At 65.6% G+C, this 21,161-nt stretch carries 18 protein-coding genes; 9 read left to right on the top strand and 9 right to left on the bottom strand.

Annotation, left to right across the window (positions count from 1 at the left end; genetic code table 11):
• The 3 genes from CGLY_RS01150 to CGLY_RS01140 are packed head-to-tail and all read right to left on the bottom strand — an operon-like array spanning position 1 to position 3,459.
• Positions 1–810, bottom strand: a complete 810-nt coding sequence (locus tag CGLY_RS01150) for an ABC transporter permease (RefSeq protein WP_038545382.1) — start codon at positions 808–810, stop codon at positions 1–3.
• Positions 807–1,748, bottom strand: a complete 942-nt coding sequence (locus CGLY_RS01145; RefSeq protein ID WP_038550792.1) for an ABC transporter permease — start codon at positions 1,746–1,748, stop codon at positions 807–809. The genes CGLY_RS01150 and CGLY_RS01145 overlap by 4 nt, the downstream gene beginning before the upstream one ends.
• A 16-nt stretch (positions 1,749–1,764) precedes the next feature.
• Positions 1,765–3,459, bottom strand: coding sequence for a TIGR04028 family ABC transporter substrate-binding protein (locus CGLY_RS01140; RefSeq protein WP_052540522.1), 1,695 nt, complete (start codon positions 3,457–3,459; stop codon positions 1,765–1,767).
• 99 nt (positions 3,460–3,558) lie between these two features.
• Here CGLY_RS01140 and CGLY_RS01135 point away from each other — a divergent pair, with 99 nt between their 5' ends.
• The 3 genes from CGLY_RS01135 to CGLY_RS01125 all read left to right on the top strand — a co-directional run bounded on the left by CGLY_RS01135 (position 3,559) and on the right by CGLY_RS01125 (position 6,900).
• Positions 3,559–5,604, top strand: coding sequence for an FAD/NAD(P)-binding protein (locus CGLY_RS01135; protein WP_038550790.1), 2,046 nt, complete (start codon positions 3,559–3,561; stop codon positions 5,602–5,604).
• 35 nt (positions 5,605–5,639) lie between these two features.
• Complete coding sequence (locus CGLY_RS01130; RefSeq protein ID WP_174411407.1) at positions 5,640–6,254, top strand: DNA-3-methyladenine glycosylase; 615 nt, start codon at positions 5,640–5,642, stop codon at positions 6,252–6,254.
• 232 nt (positions 6,255–6,486) lie between these two features.
• The gene (locus tag CGLY_RS01125) at positions 6,487–6,900 is read left to right on the top strand and encodes a cupin domain-containing protein (RefSeq protein WP_052539422.1); all 414 of its coding nucleotides are present in this window, start codon (positions 6,487–6,489) and stop codon (positions 6,898–6,900) included.
• Between the two features lie 26 nt (positions 6,901–6,926).
• Here CGLY_RS01125 and CGLY_RS01120 read toward each other — a convergent pair whose 3' ends face one another.
• From CGLY_RS01120 to CGLY_RS01110, 3 genes are all read right to left on the bottom strand, one after another.
• Positions 6,927–7,247, bottom strand: a complete 321-nt coding sequence (locus tag CGLY_RS01120; protein WP_052539420.1) for a YdeI/OmpD-associated family protein — start codon at positions 7,245–7,247, stop codon at positions 6,927–6,929.
• 141 nt (positions 7,248–7,388) lie between these two features.
• On the bottom strand, positions 7,389–8,138 hold the full coding sequence (locus CGLY_RS01115; protein ID WP_038545370.1) for a hypothetical protein: 750 nt from the start codon (positions 8,136–8,138) through the stop codon (positions 7,389–7,391).
• On the bottom strand, positions 8,135–9,400 hold the full coding sequence (locus CGLY_RS01110; RefSeq protein WP_038545367.1) for a cystathionine gamma-synthase: 1,266 nt from the start codon (positions 9,398–9,400) through the stop codon (positions 8,135–8,137). The genes CGLY_RS01115 and CGLY_RS01110 overlap by 4 nt, the downstream gene beginning before the upstream one ends.
• Before the next feature lie 133 nt (positions 9,401–9,533).
• On the opposite strand from CGLY_RS01110, the gene CGLY_RS01105 reads away from it, so the two are divergent.
• From CGLY_RS01105 to CGLY_RS01085, 5 genes are all read left to right on the top strand, one after another.
• The gene (locus tag CGLY_RS01105) at positions 9,534–10,142 is read left to right on the top strand and encodes a sugar O-acetyltransferase (RefSeq protein ID WP_227590327.1); all 609 of its coding nucleotides are present in this window, start codon (positions 9,534–9,536) and stop codon (positions 10,140–10,142) included.
• Between the two features lie 152 nt (positions 10,143–10,294).
• A complete protein-coding gene (locus tag CGLY_RS01100; RefSeq protein WP_038545363.1) occupies positions 10,295–12,187 on the top strand; it encodes a hypothetical protein in 1,893 nt (630 codons plus the stop codon).
• A 294-nt stretch (positions 12,188–12,481) separates the two neighbouring features.
• Positions 12,482–14,026, top strand: coding sequence for an alkaline phosphatase (phoA, locus tag CGLY_RS01095; RefSeq protein ID WP_038545360.1), 1,545 nt, complete (start codon positions 12,482–12,484; stop codon positions 14,024–14,026).
• Between the two features lie 84 nt (positions 14,027–14,110).
• On the top strand, positions 14,111–15,343 hold the full coding sequence (locus CGLY_RS01090; RefSeq protein WP_038550779.1) for a dicarboxylate/amino acid:cation symporter: 1,233 nt from the start codon (positions 14,111–14,113) through the stop codon (positions 15,341–15,343).
• Positions 15,343–15,966, top strand: coding sequence for a histidine phosphatase family protein (locus CGLY_RS01085; protein WP_038545357.1), 624 nt, complete (start codon positions 15,343–15,345; stop codon positions 15,964–15,966). The genes CGLY_RS01090 and CGLY_RS01085 overlap by 1 nt, the downstream gene beginning before the upstream one ends.
• A gap of 15 nt (positions 15,967–15,981) precedes the next feature.
• On the opposite strand, the gene lepB is transcribed toward CGLY_RS01085, so the two are convergent.
• Genes lepB through CGLY_RS01070 form a run of 3 tightly spaced genes read right to left on the bottom strand, consistent with a single transcriptional unit; the run spans position 15,982 to position 19,560 of the window.
• On the bottom strand, positions 15,982–16,701 hold the full coding sequence (lepB, locus tag CGLY_RS01080; protein WP_038545354.1) for a signal peptidase I: 720 nt from the start codon (positions 16,699–16,701) through the stop codon (positions 15,982–15,984).
• A gap of 10 nt (positions 16,702–16,711) precedes the next feature.
• A complete protein-coding gene (locus CGLY_RS01075) occupies positions 16,712–17,491 on the bottom strand; it encodes an ABC transporter ATP-binding protein (RefSeq protein WP_038545351.1) in 780 nt (259 codons plus the stop codon).
• A gap of 11 nt (positions 17,492–17,502) precedes the next feature.
• Positions 17,503–19,560 (bottom strand): hypothetical protein, encoded by a 2,058-nt coding sequence (locus CGLY_RS01070; protein WP_038545349.1) that lies wholly within the window; start codon positions 19,558–19,560, stop codon positions 17,503–17,505.
• Positions 19,561–19,897: 337 nt separating this feature from the next.
• On the opposite strand from CGLY_RS01070, the gene CGLY_RS01065 reads away from it, so the two are divergent.
• Positions 19,898–21,160 (top strand): alkane 1-monooxygenase, encoded by a 1,263-nt coding sequence (locus tag CGLY_RS01065; RefSeq protein ID WP_038545347.1) that lies wholly within the window; start codon positions 19,898–19,900, stop codon positions 21,158–21,160.
• Position 21,161 lies beyond the last annotated feature (1 nt).

The following is a 21,161-nucleotide window of genomic DNA, read 5'->3' as shown; positions in this document are numbered from 1 at the left end:
TCAGGACTCCTTCCGCAGCGCCTGGCTGAGATGGTTGGTGGCCAGGACGACCAGGACGATCGCCAGGCCGGGCAGGACCGTCAGCCACCAGGACGTGGCGATGAAGTCACGTCCTTCGGAAATGATCAGCCCCCACTCCGGTGTCGGTGGCGGCGCCCCGTAACCCAGGAAGCCGAGGGTGGACAGTTGGAGGATCGCGCTGCCGAACTGCAGGGCCGCCAGCGCGATCACCGGGGTCAGCGAGTTCGGCAGAATGTGCCGCCACAGGACCTGCATACCGGTGCCGCCCGACCCGTAGGCTGCCTCGACGAAGTCACTGCCGGCGACGCTGAGCACCTGTGAGCGGGCCAACCGCGCGAACACGGCGACGTTGGTGACGCCCACGGCGATGGCGGCGTTGAAGGTACCGTAGCCGAGCAGGATGATCACGGAGAGGCTGAGCAGCAGCGACGGGATGGACAGCAGGACGTCCACGATGCGCATGACCAGTGCGTCGAGCCAGCCGCGGCGCGCACCCGCGAGCAGTCCCAACAACGACCCCGCGACCATGCCCACGAGGACGGCCAGCAGCGCACCGGCCAGCGACTGACGTGCACCCCACACCACGCGGGTGTAGAGGTCACGGCCCACAGCGTCCGTGCCGAACCAGTGCTCGGCGGAGGGGGCAAGCAGCGGCGCGGTCTCCCCGGACGAGAGCGGGTCGCCGGACGCGAACAGACCGGGCACCAGTGCCCAGGCGACGGCGATGAGCACGACGGCACCGGAGAGCCACACGCCAGGACGCAGAGATCGTAAGGTCGCAGTCATCATGCCGTCACCGTCCTACGCAGTCGGGCGTCGAGGACCGGGTACAGCAGGTCCACGATGAGGTTGACGAGGATGAACGCCGCGGCAGCGAGCACAACAACGGCCATGAGGACCGGTGTGTCCCGGTAGGACACCGCGTCCACCGTGGCCGCGCCGAGACCGGAGCGGTCGAACACGGCTTCAGTGATCACCGCGCCGCCAATAAGTTCGCCGAACGTGACCCCGGCGATGGTGAGAGCCGGGAGCAGGGCATTGCGCATCACATTGCGCCACAGGATCCACTGTTCCCCGGCGCCACGGGCCCGCACCACGGTGACGTAGGGCTGTCGCGTCGCATCGTCGATCCCCCGGATCAGGACCTGGGCGATCGGCGCTGAGAGGGGTAGCGCCAGCGCGATCGACGGCAGGATCAGCTCCTGGACAGGGCTGGCGTGGATCACCGGGACCCAGGTCAGCTGGAAGCTGAAGGTCTGGATGAGCATGATGCCCAGCCAGAACGCCGGCAGTGAGATGAACAGCGGCGGCAGGGCGCGCAGCGCGCTCCGGATCCAGCCGAAGGGGCCGGAGGTGGCCAGGACGGCGATGAGCACCGCGACGACCACGGCGAGCACGAAGCCGGTGAGCGCCAGGGTCAGCGTGCTCGGTAGCGCCTCGGCCAGGGTGGTGGACACCGGGGTACCGTTCTCCAGCGAGAACCCGAAATCCCCGCGCAGCATGCCGGTCAATGAGTTCCAGTAGCGGGTCAGCACCGGCTCGTCCGCACCGTAGGCTTCGCGCATCTGCGCGATCTCCTGCTGGGACAGACCCAGTTCCGGGTTGGCGTAGCGGGTCTGCACGGCGTCCCCGGGCAATGCGGTGAGCAGGATGAAGGCGAGTGTGAAGGTCGCCCACAGCACCACCAGGGATTGTCCGATGCGCCGCAGGACGGCGCCGGGGGTCAGCGAATCCATGTGACTGTCACCCCTCTTCGTTCTGGTCGAGCGTCACCGGATAGAACCAGGGTCGGCCGATCGGATCGGTGGCGAAACCGTGCACGTAGTCCTGCACTCCGTAGACCTGCGGCTCCTCGAAGAACGGCAGGACGTAGGCCTGCTCTGTGAGGTAGTCCTGCACGTCGCCACTGGCCGCGGCGCGGGCATCCTCATCCGCCGAGCCGGACACCTTGAGCAGGAGTTCCTCGAGTTCAGGGTCTCCGACCGACTCGTCCTCCGTGTCGTAGTTGAGCAGTTGGTTCCGGTTCTGCGAGTAGTACTGGCTCTTGATCACGTCGTAATCGGCCCGGCCCACCATCGTCACATTGAGCTGGATAAGGTCCTGGTTGACCTGCGCCGCTTTCTGGGCGGCGACGTCGCCGGGGTAGAGGGAGACCTCCACCCCGATGTCCCGCAACTGCTCCTGAACCATGGTGATGACCTCGCGGGTGCGGGGCTGCTGCTCCGAGTCATTGGCGGTCAGGCTGAGTCGCTCGCCGTCCTTGACCCGGATGCCGTCCGGCCCCGGCACCCAACCGGCCTCGTCAAGCAGCTCACGGGCGCGGTCAGGGTCGAAGACATAGGCGTCCTTCTGCTCGCGGTAGCCGGCGGCCGTACTGGCCAGGGCCGACGTGGCCTTGGTGTAGGAGTCGCTGAACAGCGAGTTCAGAACCCGGTCCCGGTTGACTCCGGCGATGATCGCCTGGCGTACCCGGATATCCGACAGCAGCGGATGCCGGAACCGGAAGGCGAGCTGGTTGTTGACCCCGTTCGTCGGGGCGGAGAGGACACCGATGCCGTCGTCGATGAGGTGCTGTTCCTCCGGTGCCTCGATCTGCCGGGCAACATCACCCTGCGCCGACTTCAGCCCTCCGACACGGACACTGTCCTCCTGCGTGATGACCACGCTGACCCGGTCGATCTGCGGTGCTCCCTGCTGGTCGACCCCCTGTGGCGCCCAGTCGTAGTCCTCCCGGGCGTCCAGAGTGACCTCGGTGTTGAGTTGCTCGGCGGAGACGACGAACGGGCCTGAACCGATGACCTCCGTGGCACTGCCCGGGGCGAAGCCCTCATCGGACTGCTCCAGGCTGGCGTCGGCAAGCAGGCCGGCGTTGAAGGAGCTGGTCGCCTGCGGGAAACCGGGCTCGGGATCGGAGAAGTGGAAACGGACGGTGTGCTCGTCGATCACCTCACCGCGTTCATAGGTGCTGATCTGTTCCGAGGAGCTCAACCCACGGTCCGGGTCGCCGAGGGCGTAGAGGTCGAAGTTGCGCACCACGTTCTCCGCGGTCAGCGGCGTGCCGTCGGAATAGGTGACGTCGTCGCGGAGCGTGAAGGTGAACTCGGTGGCGTCGTCGTTGATCTGCGGCAGGTCCGTGGCGATCCACGGGTGCAGTTCCAGAGTGTCCGGGTCCTGCCACAACAACCGGTCGGTGATGTTGTTGAGGATGCCACCGTTGGGATAGAAACCGGCAGCCGGCGGGTACAACGAGTTGTACGGGAGCGACTCGAGGTAGACCAGTTCACGGGCACCGGCGTCCCGGTGTCCACCGTCGGAGGAAGCGCAGGCGGTGATGCCTACGGCCACGGCGACGGAGGTCACCGCGGCAAGGACAGCGACGACTACGTGCCGTAGTGATCGCCGTGGCGGGCGGGCCGCGGGGGAGAGAGGAAACGTCATCAGCAAAAAAGTGCTTTCAACAGAACTGAACAGATCTGTCTGTTCTTCTAGGGTGCGCCCACAGTAACACAGCCCGGACCGGGCGATACCATGGTGCCCATGACCGCCAGCGACACCAGGAACACCGGCCCCACCATCGTCGTCATCGGCGGCGGACCACGCGGCATCTCCGTCCTCGAACGACTCAGCGCCCTGGTGCGCGACCGCAGTCACGCCACCCCCGTCACCGTGCACATCATCGACGACGTCTCCGTCGGTACCGGCCGAATCTGGCGCACCGACCAGACCCGCACCCTGTACATGAACACCCTCGCCGACGCCGTCACCCTGTTCACGGAACCCGGTTCCTCGGTGACCGCACCGGTGTTCGAGGGACCGACCATGTACGAGTGGATCCGCCTGCTGCGCGGCGAGGCCTTGGAGAAGGAACCGGAAGGGGCCGACCCGACCGGGGCGAAAACCACGCTGTTCTCCGCCCACCCCGCCACCGTCCCGGACGGCTTCGCCGCCGAGATTGCCGAATCACGTCCCGAATCGCACCCGTCGCGCGCCCTTTACGGCCACTACCTGCAGTGGGTCTTCGACACGGTCGTCGCCCGTCTCCCCGAAGGCATGGTCCTGGAAACCCACACCACCCGCGCCACCGACATCACGGCGCTCGATGCGTCCGGCCGGGACCGCATCACACTGCAGGACGGTACCGTGATCGACGCCGACGCCACCGTCCTGGCGCTGGGATGGACCGACACTGAACCCGACGCCCTGGAAACGTTCACCGCCCAGTCCGTCGAGCACTACCCCGCCCTGGTGTGGGTGCGTCCGGGCAACCCCGCCGACCAGGACGCCGATGCTCTTCCCGCCGGCGAGGACGTGGTGGTCCGCGGCCTCGGCATGGGATTGTTCGACCTTATGGCGATGGTAACCATCGACCGCGGAGGACGGTTCCTGCCCGATGGGTCCGCACGCTCCGGCCTGCGCTACGAACCGTCGGGACGCGAACCCCGCCTCGTCGTCTCCTCCCACCACGGCTACCCCTACCAGCCAAAACCCGTCTACAATTCACTGCCGCCCGCGGCACGGATGCCCCGGTTCCGAGCCGAACTCGCCGCGCTACCGACCGACGCCCCGGCAGGATCCATCGACTTCGGTGAACGGTTGTGGCCCGCGCTGCTACGCGACGCCCACGAGGCGTATTACCGCGTCCTCCTGCGTGATGCGGCTGGCGACACCGCACTCGCAGACGCCGCCGATATCGCCGATGTCACTGCTGTGATCGATGCCTCCGACGATCCCTGGATGCTGCACAACGACCCCGCGCTGATCGCTCTGGTGCCCCATGCCGCAGAGCGCTTCGACATCCCCGGTTTCGCGGACCCGGTCGCCGCCTACCTCCACCGTCGGACGACGGAGGGTGACGCCACGCCCACCATCGACGAGCTGACCACACACATCGGCGACCGGCTCGCCCGTGACCTGCACGAGGCCTCACTCGGCACCGACTCTGCCGTCAAGGCGGGGCTGCAGGTCATCGGTTCCGCCCGCAAACCTGCCCAGGTCGCCGACCAGCCCGGACGCTTCACCCTGGAATCCCGGCGCGGCGCTTACGCTGAACTGCGACGTGTCGGCCAGATGGTCGGCTCCGGCCCACCCGCGTTCCGCACCGCCGAGCTGCTCTGTCTCGTCGACGCCGGTTACGTCCGCTTCCTCGGCGGTCACCCCACGGTGGTCGTCGACCCGGAGGCGCCGGCATTCCTCATGTCCTCGGAATCCACGGGCGACGACGCTGTCGCGGCGACTGCCCTGGTAGACGCCTGGCTACACAAGCCGTCCGCACGCGACAGCGCCGATCCCGTCACCGCTGCGCTGGTGCGTGACGCACGACTGCGCCCGTTCGTCTTCTCCAGCGCGGAAACCTCCTCCGAGATCACCTCGAAAGCCCCGGAGGTGGACCTCACCACCTCACGGTTGGTGCATGTCGACGGGAGCGTGGACCCGCGGGTCCACATGCTGGGCATCCCGCTGCAGGAGGTCCGCGCCGACATGACAATTTCCCCGATGCCGCGCACTGATCCGCTCATGCTGCAGGAGACAGATGCCGCAGCGGTATCAGCACTGTCCTCGGTGTCGTCGGTGTCCTCGGTGTAGTCCGTGTAATCCGTGTCCATGGCACCATGGAACGGATGATCGACTTCACCGCGTCCCCCGAGACCGTAGCCCCGCAACTCCTCGGCGCCACCCTGCGGCGGCACACACCCGAAGGCGTGGTCACCGTGATGTTGACCGAGGTCGAGGCTTATCCAGGCGAGGGTGACCCCGCCTCGCACACCTACAACGGCCCCACACCACGGTGTCTCACGATGTTCGGGCCTCCCGGCCGTCTCTACGTCTACGCCAGCTACGGCATCCACCGTGCCGGAAATCTGGTCTGCAAGGCCGAGGGCGCAGGTGCCGGGGTGCTGATGCGTGCCGGGCGCGTGATCGAAGGCATAGACCTGGTACGGCAGCGCCGCGGCCCGAAACCGACGGATGACGGGCTGGCACGGGGACCGGGCAACCTCGGCGCGACACTGGGGCTCGACCTGGATCTCAACGGATCGGCGATCACGCAGGACGGAACTGCCGAGGCTGCAGACGCCACGGGTACCACGGGTTTTCATCTGAGCGCCGCCAGCACGCCCGTCGACTGGGTGGCGGGCCCCAGGATCGGCATCTCGAAGAACAAGGAAGCGCCGCTGCGGTTCTGGATCTCCGGCGACCGGACGGTCACCACGCCGCGGGGTCGTCCACGGGTGTAACGGCGGACACGCACCTCCCTATCTCCGCTCCTCGCTCCACGATCTGAGGTCGCTGTCAGCACCGCAGTTCCGCTCTTGTCGAATGATCACCCTTCTGTGCATCATCTGGGCCCGAATCCCTGCCTGGAAGGGTGATCATTCGACCTGAAGGCCACGCACCGAGCAAGGACCGTCTGGGATGCCGACTTCGCCGACGTCCTGCCGGAGTTCCGCACGTAGGCTGGATCGCACCATGACACCTACACCGCACTCCGCATCCGCCAACACAGAGTCCCGCGACGGCTGGACCTACATCGACGGCCTCGCCGACGCCCACCCCGGGACCGTGAAAGACGACTACGACATCCCCCGCACCGACTATGCGCAGGCAAAACCCGCCGTCGAACGGCTCACTCGGGTCGACGGAACCATCGTGACCCGGCTGGCGTTTCGCGATGGCGACATGATGGCGGACCACAGTGCCGCAGCTCCGATCCTGATTCTCGGTCAGGTCGGCACCATTGAAGTGTCCATCCACCGCGACAGCGACGGCGGCACGGATCTGGTGGCACTGTCCCCCGGCTCGGCGGTGCACATCGACGCAGGGCGTGTCCACAGCGTGCGCGCAGAGGAAGACGCTACCGCGACGCTGATCGTGCTCGGCTGAATCCGGCGGCCCCCACCGCCCCACATTCAGCGGTGTTTACATCCGGGCCAGCAGCAGGGGCGGCGCTTGCCTTCCTCGAGCTCCTCGCAGGTGCGTCGCACGCGGCGAGCGCGTGTCGCGGACTGTTTGGCGTCCTCCACCCAGCAAATGAATTCATTGCGAGCCAGGGGGGTGATGTCCTCCCACAGCTCCAGGACGCTTCTGCTCACCGACGGACTGCCGTCATCACCGTCTCCACGCGGGCCGCCGAGCACTGCGGCACGCAGGTCGTCGGGCAGTTCGTGGACGACACCGCCCGGCACCGCAGCAGTAGCGGAAGAAGCACCTGAAGATGTTGGTGTGGTCATGGTTCTGAAACTACACCGTAGATTCCGGCGCCACCAGAGACCCCGGACGTACCGATGCCGAGCCTCTCATTCACACCGCATTCGCAAACATTCACACCGATTCACACATTCGCGCACGGCGGTTCCCCAGGATTGAATGATTCACACCCGATAGGTGCGAACAGCGTCCCACCTGGGGTCTTTCTCCTCGTCGACCACCGTGTCCCCGTACTGCCAGGCCGAAGCGACGGTGCGCAGCGTATTCAGCACCGACCTGTCGACGACGGCCGGGGATGTCGAATCCAGGTAGAAGTGCAGCGTGTCCGCCCCTGGCCGGAACTCGGTGACGGCGAGGATCCCCGCGTTGTTCTCATCGACAGTGTCGGCGAGTGCCTCCCGGACAACACCGGAGCGGTCCTCGATCTGCGCCATCGTCAGATCCGAGGACGCCACCGCATCAGTCTCCAACGTGACCGAGACATGCAGGTCACAGCCCGGGGCCACCGTCGGGGACAACGGCAGGATCACCTGCGCGGTGGCGGGGATCCCGTCGTGATCAACGTGCAGGTCCGTGCGTGCCGGACGGCCGTCCGGGTCAACTGCCTCGCTGGCCATGCGGTCCACCCGGTCCTGCAACTCGGCCATGCTCACAGCGTTACCGGGACTGCGGTCGGTGACGGTCACCTCGCCCAGCCAGGCGTCCGACCGCTCCGCACCGAGCGCGGCGTCGAGCATGGCGATGGCCGCCTGCTCGTCGGGCGCACTGTCGCCGGACGGTCCCTGCGCACCGAACAGGCTGCGGCGCAGTGCCTCCGTCGCCGCCGAACCCCAGTCCGGGTGCCACACCTCCAGGTTCACTACGGTGTGACCGGCGGTAATCCCGATACGGCATGCAGCGGCGTCAGGAATCACAGCGCGTCCAGCGCCTGCGCGAGATCGGCGAGAAGATCATCGACGTTCTCGATGCCGATGGAGATACGCACAAGGTCGTCCGGCACTTCCAGAGCGGACCCCGCGGCAGACTGGTGGGTCATCTTCGCCGGGTGTTCCAGCAATGACTCCACACCGCCGAGGGACTCTGCCAGGCAGATCAGGCGGGTATTCTCACAGAACTGCAGGGCAGGTACCTCACCACCGGCGAACCGGACGGAGACCATGGCCCCGAAGCCGTCCATCTGCCGGGCGGCGATATCGTGCCCGGTGTGGCCGGGGAGCCCCGGGTACAGCACCTGAGCGATCTCAGGGCGCCCGTCCAGGAACTCGGCGACGGCCTGCGCGTTGGCGCAGTGACGGTCCATACGCAGTCCGAGGGTCTTGATACCGCGGTAGGTCAGGTAGGCGTCGAAAGGACTGGGCACCGCACCGACACCACCCTGAAGGAAGAGGAGCTCACCGTCCAGATCCTCATCGTCGGTGACGATGACACCGCCCACCACGTCCGAGTGCCCGCCGAGGTACTTCGTGGTGGAGTGCATCACGACGTCCGCCCCGAGCGCCAACGGGCGCTGCAGATACGGACTGGCGAACGTGTTATCCACGATGAGCTTGGCCGGGTGGTCCTTCAGGGCGTCGGCGGTGGCGGCAATGTCGGTGATGCCGAGCAGCGGGTTGGTGGGCGTCTCGAGCCACACCAGTTTCGTGTCAGGACGCAACGCATCGGCGACCTGCCTGGTGTCGGCGGTGTCGACGACCGATACCTCCACGCCCCAGTCACGGTAGGTGGTGTCGAGCAGTCGGAACGTCCCGCCGTAGGCGTCGTTACCGAGGATGACGTGAGCGCCCGGGTGCAGCAGCGCACGCAGGACAGTGTCTGTGGCCGCCATCCCGGAGGCGAATGCGCGCCCGAACTTCGCCCCCTCCAGCGCCGCGACGGTCTCCTCCAGCGCGGTGACCGTGGGATTGCCGCACCGCGAGTACTCGAACCCACCGCGGAGCTGGGCGACACCGTCCTGTGCATAGGTGGTGGACGCGTAGATCGGGGTGTTGATGGCACCGGTCTGTCCGTCGGGTTCATAACCAGAATGGATGGCGTTCGTATCGAATCCGAACGGACGACCCGCGGCGTCAGTCAGTCGCTGACGTGCCTGCAGTGCTGCGGCACGGCGGGCGGCGGTACCGGCGTCAGCGCGCGTTTCGTGCTCATTGGGCTGGCCGGACTGATCGTCGCTGCTCATGTCTGCTCTCCTGGGCTGATCGGGGGCGGGTCGGTGGGCTGGTCAGGGCTAATCGGGGCCATCCTACCGAACCAAGCGGTCTACACCGGGACGCGCCCCTCCCCTGAACCAGCACTCTGGCAGGCTGGACGACATGACTGACACCCGCACCGCAGATGATCTCCGCGCCGCAGCTAGCACCGACGCCCGCACCATGTGGGAGCGCATGGTCACCGGCGAGTACTACCTCGCCTCCGATCCCACAGTTTCCGCAGCATCGCTCGCAGCCCGGTCTGCCTGCTTCCGTCTGTCCCAGACAGACCCTGCCGACGAGCACTCGTGGGACGAGCAGATACGAGAGCTGCTGGGTAGCGTCGGCGCGGGAACAGAGGTCTGGCAGGGGCTCCGTGTCGACTACGGGACCAACATCCACCTGGGCAACGACGTGTTCATCAACGTCAATGCGACGATCCTCGACGTCTGCCCCGTCACCCTGGGTGACCGCTGCCAGATCGGACCAGGCGCGAAGTTCCTCACCCCGTTACACCCTCTGGAAGACCACGAGCTGCGGGCCAGCGGCTGGGAATACGGTGCGCCAATCACCCTGGGCCGCAACGTGTGGTTCGGAGGCGGGGTCACCGTGTGCGCCGGGGTCACTATCGGAGACAACGTAGTGGTCGGAGCCGGGTCAGTGGTGACCCGGGACCTGCCGTCGAATGTCCTGACTGTGGGAACACCGGCACGGGTCGTGCGGGAGCTCTGAGAGCGGCCTGAACGTCGTGGGTCCGGGGTACCCGCGGGGGTAAGAATGTTACGGGTGTTACTAATGTGACTGAAGTGGCGTATGTTACTTATGTGAAACTTCCTCTCCTGTCACATTCGTCCCGTTTGCCGTAGCACCGAAAGCCTCAACCCGTGACTATCTTCCGCCGCACCTGCCGCAGCATCGCCGCTGCCGCCACCGCCGTCGCCCTCAGCGTGACCATGCTCCCCACCGCCACTGCACAGGAGGAGCCACTGGCCGGGCCGGAGGAACGCCCCGCATCCAACCCCGCCGACATCGACCTCGGTCAGATCGGTGACCTCCTCGAGAATGAGATGATTCTCGACTACGTCGAGCTCTGCCAGTCCGGCGACCTCAGCAATCTTCCCCTGAACGTCGCTGACACCGACGACGCAGAAGCCGCACCGGAGGTCACCGCCGTCGCAGACTGCAGCCAGTCCACCGGCGACGGCATCGCCGTGGTTCTTCCCGAGAACATCGAGGTCGGGGCCGCGGCCGAAGACATGACCATCGATCTCGGCGACGACATCACCATCCCCCTGATCGGCACGTTCCGCCTCGGGGAGCGCAATCTCATCGAAATTCTCAGCGCCGTCGTCCTGGACAAGGACAGCCTGAGCCCTGCCGTGCGAGCAGCAGCCAAGGCCCTCGGCTACCCCAGCATCGAGCCCCGGCGTCTGGGCGCCTACAGTACGTACGCGCAAGTTCAGCAGGATGCTGCGCTGCCTTACAAGGCCGCGTACCGTACCGAAAACGGCAAATGCCTCAGGAAGTTCCTCGGCGTCTGCATCGAATACGAGAAGATCCAGGTCGAATATGACGCCAACCTCACCAAACGCACCGAGGCCCTGAAGATCGCCGAATACCTCACCGGCCAGAAGTACGACTACGCCAAGCCCACCGAACTTCCGGAACGCCCTGCACCTCGCGGCACGTCCACCATCATCGGTGACGGTACTCAGGTCGCCGCCTCGATGCGCGGCGGTGACGCCACCGCCGAGGCCCACGAACTCTTCGGCTTGCCCGGCATCGCCCTGGCCGCCGCCGACGAAGACCGTAGCTCCATCTCCTACACCCGTCTCGGCTTCGCCTCTGCGATGAACATGGATACCAACGAGATCGGCCTGACCTGGTTCGGCGGAGCACTCGACTTCGACCGTCTCCGTGCGGACGGCATCGTGGGCTTCGCCGGCGAGGAGGTGGAGGACATGATCAACACCGTCGACGACCTCGACGTTCCCGCGCTCAAGGAAGTCAGCTGCTTCGGCCTGAACTCGTACGCCACCGCCGAAGGCCTCGGCAAGTGCTCCAACATCCTCGGCACCATCGACACCTACCAGGACCTGCGCGACCCGGAGCCCGGTGAGCACCGCCAGAACCAGGTCGGCATCACCGACGTCACGTCCCTCGTCCTCGGTAACGATGCACTGCTCAAGCAGTTCACCGGGGACGCCGAGAGCACCCCGTTCCTCGACGACCTGATGCACAACGTCACCTCCGAGGATGACCGCCTGAAGTTCGCCAAGGACTTCGTGCGCCTCACCTCCGACACCTACACCGATGAGGTCGAAACTCCTCAGCTCGACGATGACGGTAACCCGGTTCTCGACGAGAACGGCGACCCGGTGATGGAGACAACCACCCGCACCACTACCGCCGCCCTGCTGACCAGCGATTACGGCTTCCGCGATCCCATCACCGTCGAGTGGCTGGGACAGCGCGTGGTCTTCTTCCCCGCGGCCGAGGTCAACGGCGATGAGCGCCCCAACTACCTCAAGCTGCCGGAGATCGAGTCCGCCGCCGCCGACGCCGATGCGGGCCTGCTCCCCAAGGTCAGCCTGGTCACCTGGGACAATGCCTTCGGTCTCGGCACCATCACCCTGGACGACCTCTCTCGATCGGACGTCATCTTCGCCAACTGGCTCGACAGCGTCACCCTGGTCGATGACATCATCTGGCTCAGCGAGCTCGTCGGCGGCGGGGAAGGAAGCAGCGGCAGCGAGGAAGCCGTGCCCACCCCGTAAGCTCAATAAGCTTTGCCATCCGTCGACCATGGACGACACAAGGGGCGGTTTCCGAGCATGGATGCGCTGAGTTGCCGAACTCGGCGCATCCATGCTCGGAAACCGCACCTCTCACAAACGGGCGCTCTGCCCGCCGACACCGGGCTGGTGCATCGCGATGATCGTCATCAGGTCCCCCGCTCCGCACGGTTCACAGGTTGTTCATCTCAGGGGTCCTTCGATCTCACCGCCGGTTCACGTCGACTCCGTAGCGTCACAATCCGTTCCTGACGTTTTCTTTACAGAGAGTTGACCGTGAATCACAACCGCACCGCCGCCGCCGTCCTCGGACTAGTCGGTACCGTGTCCTTGCTCGCCACCGCCACTGCCTGCAGCGACAGCAACGCCAGCAACCCCAGCGACAACTCGGCATCCGGCAACCCCACGCTCCAGCACCGCGAGGCCGACGGTGACCTGTCCACCAACGGTGGCGCACGACGCCTCGACGGCGATCAGGGTGACTACGTCCGCGACGCCGTCGCGGCCACCGGCGCCAAGAACGTCATCCTGCTCATCGGAGACGGCATGGGTGACTCCGAGATCACCGCCGCCCGCAACTACGCCGAAGGTGCCGCCGGCAGCTTCAAAGGAATCGACGCTCTGCCTGTCACCGGTCAGTACACCCACTACTCCCTGAACGAGGACGGCACACCGAACTACGTGACCGACAGCGCCGCGTCCGGCACCGCATGGGCAACCGGGACGAAGTCCTACAACGGCGCCATCGGCGTCGACATCCACGGCGAAGCGCAGCAGAACCTGATCGAGAAGGCGAAGGCCGCCGGCCTGGCCACCGGCAACGTCTCCACGGCCGAGATCCAGGACGCCACCCCGGCCGTCCAGGCTGCCCACGTCGCACAGCGTAAGTGCTACGGCCCCGAGGACGGGGAGAAATGCGGTGACGACCTGCTCGACAAGGGCGGCAAGGGCTCGATCTCCGAGCAGTACCTCGAATCACGCGCGGATGTCACCCTCGGGGGCGGTGCCGAAAGCTTCGCCCAGACGGCGAAGACCGGTGAGTGGAAGGACAAGACGCTACTCGAGCAGGCCGAGGAGCGCGGTTACCAGCTCCCCACCACCGCCTCGGAACTCGATGCACTCACCGAAGCCAACCAGGACTCCCCCGTCCTGGGCCTGTTCTCGGACGGCAACATGCCCGTGCGCTGGGAAGGCGACACCGCGGAGAAAGAGGGGTACCTCAAGCCCGCGCAGGAATGCACCGACAACCCTGAGCGCACCGACGACATCCCGAAGCTTGCATCGATGACCAGCAAGGCGATCGACCTGCTCAGCAACAACGACGACGGCAAGGAGAACGGCTTCTTCCTCCAGGTCGAGGGCGCGTCCATCGACAAGGAGGACCACGCCGCCAACCCCTGCGGACAGATCGGCGAGACCGTCGACCTGGACGAAGCCGTCCAAGAGGCCGTGAAGTTCGCCGAGGAGGACGGCGAGACGCTCGTCCTCGTCACCGCCGACCACGCCCACACCAGCCAGATCGTCGGCGGCGTCAGTGAGGACGACATCAAGGACATTGCGGGGGACAAGGGCATCAGCATCGAGGAGGCCCGTGCCACGGTGTACCCGGGGCTGTCCCGCAACCTGATCACCCGCGACGGCTCCGAGATGACCATCGCCTACGCGACCTCCGACAACGTCGACACCCAGGACCAGGGGCACACCGGAACCCAGCTGCGCATCGCCGCCTACGGTCCGTCCGCTGCGAACGTCTCCGGGCTCACCGACCAGACCGACCTGCACTTCACCATCGCCGACGCACTCGGACTCGACAACGGGTAACGACCGACCCGACAGAGCACTACGGGAGCCAAAAGTACTACCCCCGCTATGCCCGGGGGCGTCTGGTGGCATATCGTCACCACCATGACTTTCAAGAAGCTGGCGGGCTCTCTGCTGTTCCGGATCGTCGTCGCGATCATCCTCGGTATCGTCTTCAGTCTCTTCTTCCCTGAGTGGCTGGCCAGGGTGTTCGTGACATTCAACGGCCTGTTCAGCAACTTCCTGGACCTGTTCATCCCGGTCCTGATCTTTGCACTGATCACCCCGGCGATCGCGGGCATCGGACGCGGAGCCGGAAAGTGGCTCGGCCTCACCGCAGGCATCGCCTACGCCTCCACCATCATCTCCGGCCTCATCGCCTTCGGCGTCGCCGCGGCAAGTTACAGCTGGCTGCTCGGCGACGAGAAGATCAACACCCTCGTCGACATCGACGAGGGTGCCCTGAGCCCCTACTTCGACATCGAGATGCCTGCGCCCTTCGAGGTGATGACGGCACTGATCCTCGCCTTCTGTGTCGGCCTGGCCATGACTGCAGTGAAGTCGGACACCCTCCATACCGCCGCCCGGGAGCTCGAGAGCGTGGTCATGAAGGTCATCAAGACGTTCGTGATCCCCCTGCTGCCGGTCTTCGTGTTCGGTGTCTTCCTGTCGATGGGCATGAACGGCAACCTCATGGACGTGATCTCGTCCTTCGCCAAGGTTCTCGTCCTCGCTGTGATCATGACGATTCTGCTGCTCCTCGCCCAGTTCCTCTTCGTCGGGGTCATCGCCAGGCGCAACCCGCTCAAGGCGCTGGCCACGATGATGCCCGCCTACGCCACAGCGCTGGGTACCTCCTCCTCAGCAGCGACGATTCCCGTGACCTTGGAATGCGCGAAGAAGAACGGTGTGCCCGACAACGTCGCAGGCTTCGTCATCCCCCTGTGTGCGACGATCCACCTCGCCGGGTCGATGATGAAGATCACGCTGTTCGCCCTCGCGGTGATCCACATGTTCGACATGGACGTGAGTACCGGCCAGATCATCGGCTTCCTGCTGTTGCTCGGCATCATGATGGTTGCCGCCCCCGGCGTGCCCGGTGGCGCGATCATGGCTGCCGTCGGCGTCCTGCAGACCAACCTCGGTTTCGACGCCGATCAGATCGCCCTGATGATCGCCGCCTACATCGCCATCGACTCCTTCGGCACCGCGGCGAACGTCACCGGTGACGGCGCGATCTCCATGCTGATCAACAAGCTCTCCAAAGGCCGCATCAGCGCCACCGCCGACGAGGACAAGATCGACACCGAAGGCGTGCTGAACACCAGCGAAGCCTGATGCGTCAGCTGTACGTCGTCACTCACCCTGAAGCCACACACCATGTCGATGGCCTGGTCGGCGGTTGGTTCGACTCTGCACTCACCACCCGCGGACGGCAGGACGCCGCGCGCATCGCCGACGCCGTGAAGTCCTACGGCTGTGCAGACGGTGCGGTGCTCGTCGCGTCCGACCTAACGCGCTGCCGCGAGACCGCCGCCCCCGTCGCCGCGGGCCTGGGCGTGAAGGCCAGGTTCCTACCTGCGTTGCGGGAGAAGTCCTACGGCGAGGGGGAGGGACGCCCGGATGCGTGGTTCCGCGAACGGTTCACCCCGCCGCCCGCCGTCGGTGAGCGCCTGGGGCACGACGAGGGGATGGGGGCAGAGACGATGGAGAACTTCGCCCGGCGCGTCTACACCTGTATGGGCGAAGTCCTCGCGGCACGACAGCCCGACACCGTAGTGGTCACCCACGGTGGGACGGCGACGATGGTCGTTGCACATTGGCTGCGCCTGCCCATCGACGCGCTGGAATACGCGCGCTTCCGCGTGACGCCGGGCAGCATCAGCGTGCTGCAGGAGGATGACTACTTCCACAACCGGACGCTGGTCAGCATGAACGAGACCAGGCACCTGGCCGACTGAACCGGTTAGGCGTGGCTAGTCGACGCCACCGATCCGGCTCAGCGGCCAGACCTTGAACTGCACCTTGCCCACGATGTCGTCCAGCGGAATCATCCCCTGCTCCGGGTCTCCGGCGAGGTTGTAGTACCGGGAGTCCTTCGAGTTGGTCCGGTTGTCGCCCATCAGCCACACTTTGTCGTCCGGCACGGTCACGGGGCCGAAGTACTCGCCCTGACAGGCGTCAGACCCCGTGGTCGGGTCAACCGGGTAGGCCTTCGGATCCAGCGTGAACGAGTCGTCGACCTTCTCTCCGTCGACCATGATGCCCGGGTCCCCGTCCTGGCACTGCACCGTCTGCCCACCGGTGGCGATGACGCGTTTGACCAGTGTGAACTCGTCCGGTGCGAGAATGCCGATCTTCTCCAGGCCGGTCTGGATCCCCTTGACCAGCGGCTGGGACGATCTGGTCGACACATAGTCTTCCGACCATGCACCCGTGCCGGTGAAGACGACGACGTCGCCGGGGTCCACGTCACCGAAGCGGTAGGACACCTTGTCCACGAAGATGCGGTCGTCGGTGCAGCCTTCACACCCGACGAGCGTGGGCTCCATCGACTCCGACGGGATCTGGTACAGCCGACCGATGAAGGTGTTGAACAGGCCGAGCAGCAGTATCGCCACCACGAAGGTGACCAGATACTCCACCCATGCCGGGCGCTTCTTCTTCTCTGTCACGGGTTCACTGGAGTCAGTCACCCTTGAGAGCCTATCCGCTGAAGGCGAACCACCGCCCCTCGACCCGCTGGAGCTGCACGTCCATGTCGTAGAGAACCCCGAGGTTCGCCGCGGTCATCACCTCGTCGACCGGCCCGGACGCCTGGATGCCGCCGTCCCGGACCATCAGCACGTCGGTGGTAGAGGCTGCGACCTCCTCCACGTGGTGGGTGATCAGCACCGTCGTCAGCGTCGGGTGGGACGCCCGCAAGTCGTCGACGACCCGCAGCAACGTCTCGCGTCCCGGCAGGTCCAGTCCGGTGGACGGCTCGTCGAGCAGCAGCATCTGCGGATCCGTGACCAGGGCACGGGCAATGAGCGTCCGGGCTTTCTCACCCTGACTCATCTGGCTCCACAGCCGGTCGGACTTGTCGTCCATTCCCACCAGCTCCAGCATCCCAGTAGCGTGCGCCTGGTGCGGGGCGTAGTCGAAGCGTTGGATGTAGCCGTTGGATGCCGACACCCCGGAGAGCACGGCCTCGTAGGCTGAGATGTCGTCGAGGCGTTGTTTCGGGTCGACATAGCCGATGCGTTTCTGCAATTCACGAACATCGGTGCGTCCGATCTGTTCGCCGAGGATCTGCACGCTGCCGGTCGTGGGGTACAACCGTCCTCCGGCGAGTTTGAGGATCGTGGACTTGCCTGCCCCATTCGGCCCCAGGACCGCCCAGTGACTCCCGGCCGGAATCGTGAGGCTGACATCCTCGACAAGGTGGTTCTCCCCACGGCGGACGGTGACGTCGGTGATCTGCAGTGCGTTGCGCTCGTTCATACGGGGTGAGGCTACTCCCCACCGGAGTGCTGCCACTCAATCTCCCTCGACGTCCATTCGCCGTCCGCACCGCGGGTGTAGAGGCGTAACGACGAGCGATCGGCGAACCAGGCTGTCGTGGCGTCGTCGACCTGCAGGTGACGGCGCGACCCGGGGCCGTCCACCAGGAGCAGCACCTCCAGTGTCTCGGGGTCGAGACGCCGGAGTTCACTCTGCCCGTCGTAGGTCTCACTGTTCACCAGGAGGCAGCCGTCGGACGCGGTCACATGGTGGATGCGGTAGCCGTCGGCGCTCTCGATCTTCGCGGTGCGGATCTCCTGCAGCTCCTCGTCGAGATAGCTCACTGTCGTTCCCTGCCAGATCATCAGCATGTCGCGAGCAACGAGCAGCGCCGCCGGGGATTCGAACGGACCAACGGGCAGTTCCCGTTTCCAGTCCACGGTGCCGTCGTCGGCGAGGCGGCCGAGTCGTTGGACACCCCGGTCCACAGGGAAACCGTACATTCCGCCTTTCACCATGTGCGTCCAGGATTCCTCGATGTCGTACCTGCTCACCACCCATCCGCTGTGCGGATGCCGGACGGCGCCGGGGAAGTCTTCCAGCACTGCAGGACGTTCTTCCTCGACAACGCTGCCGTCGTCCCCCACCAGGAACGTATGTCCCGCCGCGTCTACCCGGCAGCCGTCCCCGGCCTTGCCACGGACCCGTGCGATGTACATGGGGGCGGCGTTGATCCGTACCGGTAGCGCGACCGCCGTCGATTCGCCCGAGGTCACGTCGGTCCGCCAGACGATCGGCAGACGGAGGTCACCGCGCCACAGGACGGGAGCCTCGACGCCACCGGTGACGGCGAACCCCTGCAGTGCTGTCGGACGCTCCAGCTGCGCCGGCTCCGGCGGAGAGGCCGTGTCCAGGTCCAGGGTGACGAGGATGGGATCGACGCCGAACTGGCCTCCACCCTGGATCCATACCTTCGGGACGGACCGTCGGACGGCAGGGACGTCGACCGTCGTATACCCGGACCGGTACCGCAGTCTGGTCACACGCCCACGGGTCGGGGTGAGTGGTGTCTCCGCCGCCCTGTCAGAGCTCTGGTGGAAGCGGCCGGTCAACCGCACCTGCCCCAGAACGGGCCGCGGCGCCTCCCACAATGCCGACCACCCGTCGCCACGCAGGATCATTGACCACCGCCCGTTGGTCAGGCCCACGGGGCGCTCCACCGTCGTTTCCTCGGCGTAGGCGTCGACCGTCACCACCGTGCCGTCTGTGTCGCCCGCATCGATTTCCTCGAACCAAAGGAACATGTCGACTGTGCTCCCCACGTCATACGCCGGACGATTCAGGTCCATGTAGACCCACCATGCAACGGTGACCGGCAGGATCCGGTGGTCCGCGGGCGCGGCAGGTGGGTCGGGTACGGCGATCCGGTCGAGTTCCCCGGCGACGATCGCACGTGCCCGGGTCTCGTCAATGGGACGCGCCAGACGGTCGACGAGGATACTGTCGGCCGGTTCACCGGCCCACCGGAACTCCTCGTCACCGATACGGTCGGGGAAATCCACGTCGATGAATTCTGCGCACTCGCCGCCATCCCGCCACATCGATGAGAGAGACACAAGCACACCGGTCTCCGCATCGACGATGCACTCGGAGCGCTTGCCGGTGATCGACCATGCGTCCCGGCCGTCACGTTGTACGGGACAGACGTCTCCCCTGCGATCCGGAACGTACTGGTGTCGCGTGATGAGCGCGGATTCCACGCAGTGGACGTGGACCTGCCCGTCCGTCGCATCGACAACTGCGCCGTCCTCTGCGAGGACGAGGGTCCGCTGACCGTCCTGGAGCAGCAGCGGAGTGCCGTCGAGCCTGGTGAGTGACCATCGACCGTCCGCCCAGAGAAACCGGTAGTCACCGGCGGGGAGCCGGAGGATCTCCGTCGGTTCCTCGGCCTGCACGGTCAGATCCAGGCTGCCGGGATCACTGTGCAGTCGGAGAGTAGCGCGGACAGGCGGCCCGTCCAGACCATTGCCGTGCTCGATGAGATCGCGCAGTTCAGACCATGTCGGCATGGCGATCACGTTACAGTGTCTTCGTCCACGTGGATTCTCGAGGGAACGTATCTTGCCCCCTCCCCCGGCCCTGGACCTAGGCACTGCGCCCGGAGCAGACGCGCGCTAAAACGCCCCCGTGTGCATAACTTTCGGGTCGCCCTGCTAAGCGCCGGACCTTCTGCACCTACCCCTTTATGGTTCGATACCCGCTGGTCATGGCGTTCCGTAGCGACCAATCCAGATTTTTCCCGATAAACATTGTGTTCCAGGAATACATATTGTACTGTGAACCACACTTTACATAGTGTGTGTTCCACAACACACTTCGCGCCAGTCAGATGGAGGTCGCCTAGCCATGACGACAACAGATAAGAAGACGTCACCTACCAAGGGTGGTGTCGCCGCAGACAACGGGTTCACCACTGAAGAGCAACAGTGGGTGGACAAGAAAAAGTACGCCTGGATCCTCAGCATGGTCCCCGCGTCCATTCCCCTGATCATCTGGGGCATCGTCGAGTGGATGAAGGCGATCAACGCCCCCGAGGCCCTCATCTCGGCCTCCTGGTTCCTGGGTCCCATCGCCGTGTTCATCATCGTGCCGATCGGGGACTGGGTCCTCGGACGCGACGGCGAAAACGCGCCGGAGGAGTTCGTCCCCTGGTTGGAGGAGACCAAGTACTACCGGATCATCTCCTACCTCTACTTCCCACTTATGCTGGCCAGCCTGGTGCTGTGCTGCTGGCAGTGGACCTACGGCGGTCTCGAGTGGTACGAGAAGGTCGGCCTGGCCTGGACCATGGGCATGACCTCGGGCATCGGCATCGTCGCCGCCCACGAACTCGGCCACAAGAAGGGCAGCTTCGAGCGCTGGCTCGGCAAGATCGTCCTGGCGGTTCCCGCCTACGGTCACTTCTACGTCGAGCACAACAAGGGCCACCATGTGAAGGTCGCCACCCCGGAGGATCCGGTCAGCTCCCGTATGGGCGAGAACGTCTACGCCTACCTGATCCGCTCCATCCCCCGTCAGATCCCCCGTGCCTGGGACATCGAGAAGAAGCGTCTCGCCCGCGGTGGCAAGAGCCAGTTCAACCTTGACAATGATGTCCTCAACGCCTGGTTGATCACCATCCTGATCTGGGGCGGCCTGCTGATCGGCTTCGGCATCGGCATCCTGCCCTACCTGCTGATCCAGGCAGTCATCGGCATCGCTCTGCTGGAGTTCGTCAACTACCTGGAGCACTACGGCCTGCTGCGACAGAAGCTCGAGGACGGCCGCTACGAGCGCTGCTCCCCGGAGCACTCCTGGAACTCCGACAACCTGACCACCAACATCTTCCTGTACCAGCTGCAGCGCCACTCGGACCACCACGCCAACCCGACCCGGCGTTACCAGTCCCTGCGCTCGGACGTCTTTGCTCCGGAGCTGCCGCAGGGTTACGCAACGATGATCGCCGTCGCTTCGTTCCCGCCCCTGTGGTTCGCGATCATGGACAAGCGTCTGATGCAGTACTACAACTACGACACCGAGCGTGCGAACCTCTACCCCCGCAAGGCCGCCAAGCTGCGTGCCAAGTGGGCCAAGAAGGCACCCGTCGGCACTGCGACAAAGGAGTCCTGAG

This window comes from Corynebacterium glyciniphilum AJ 3170, assembly GCF_000626675.1.
GTDB lineage: Bacteria > Actinomycetota > Actinomycetes > Mycobacteriales > Mycobacteriaceae > Corynebacterium > Corynebacterium glyciniphilum.
Note: the sequence above shows the minus strand (reverse complement) of the source record. Positions and strands in the feature narration are given on the sequence as shown.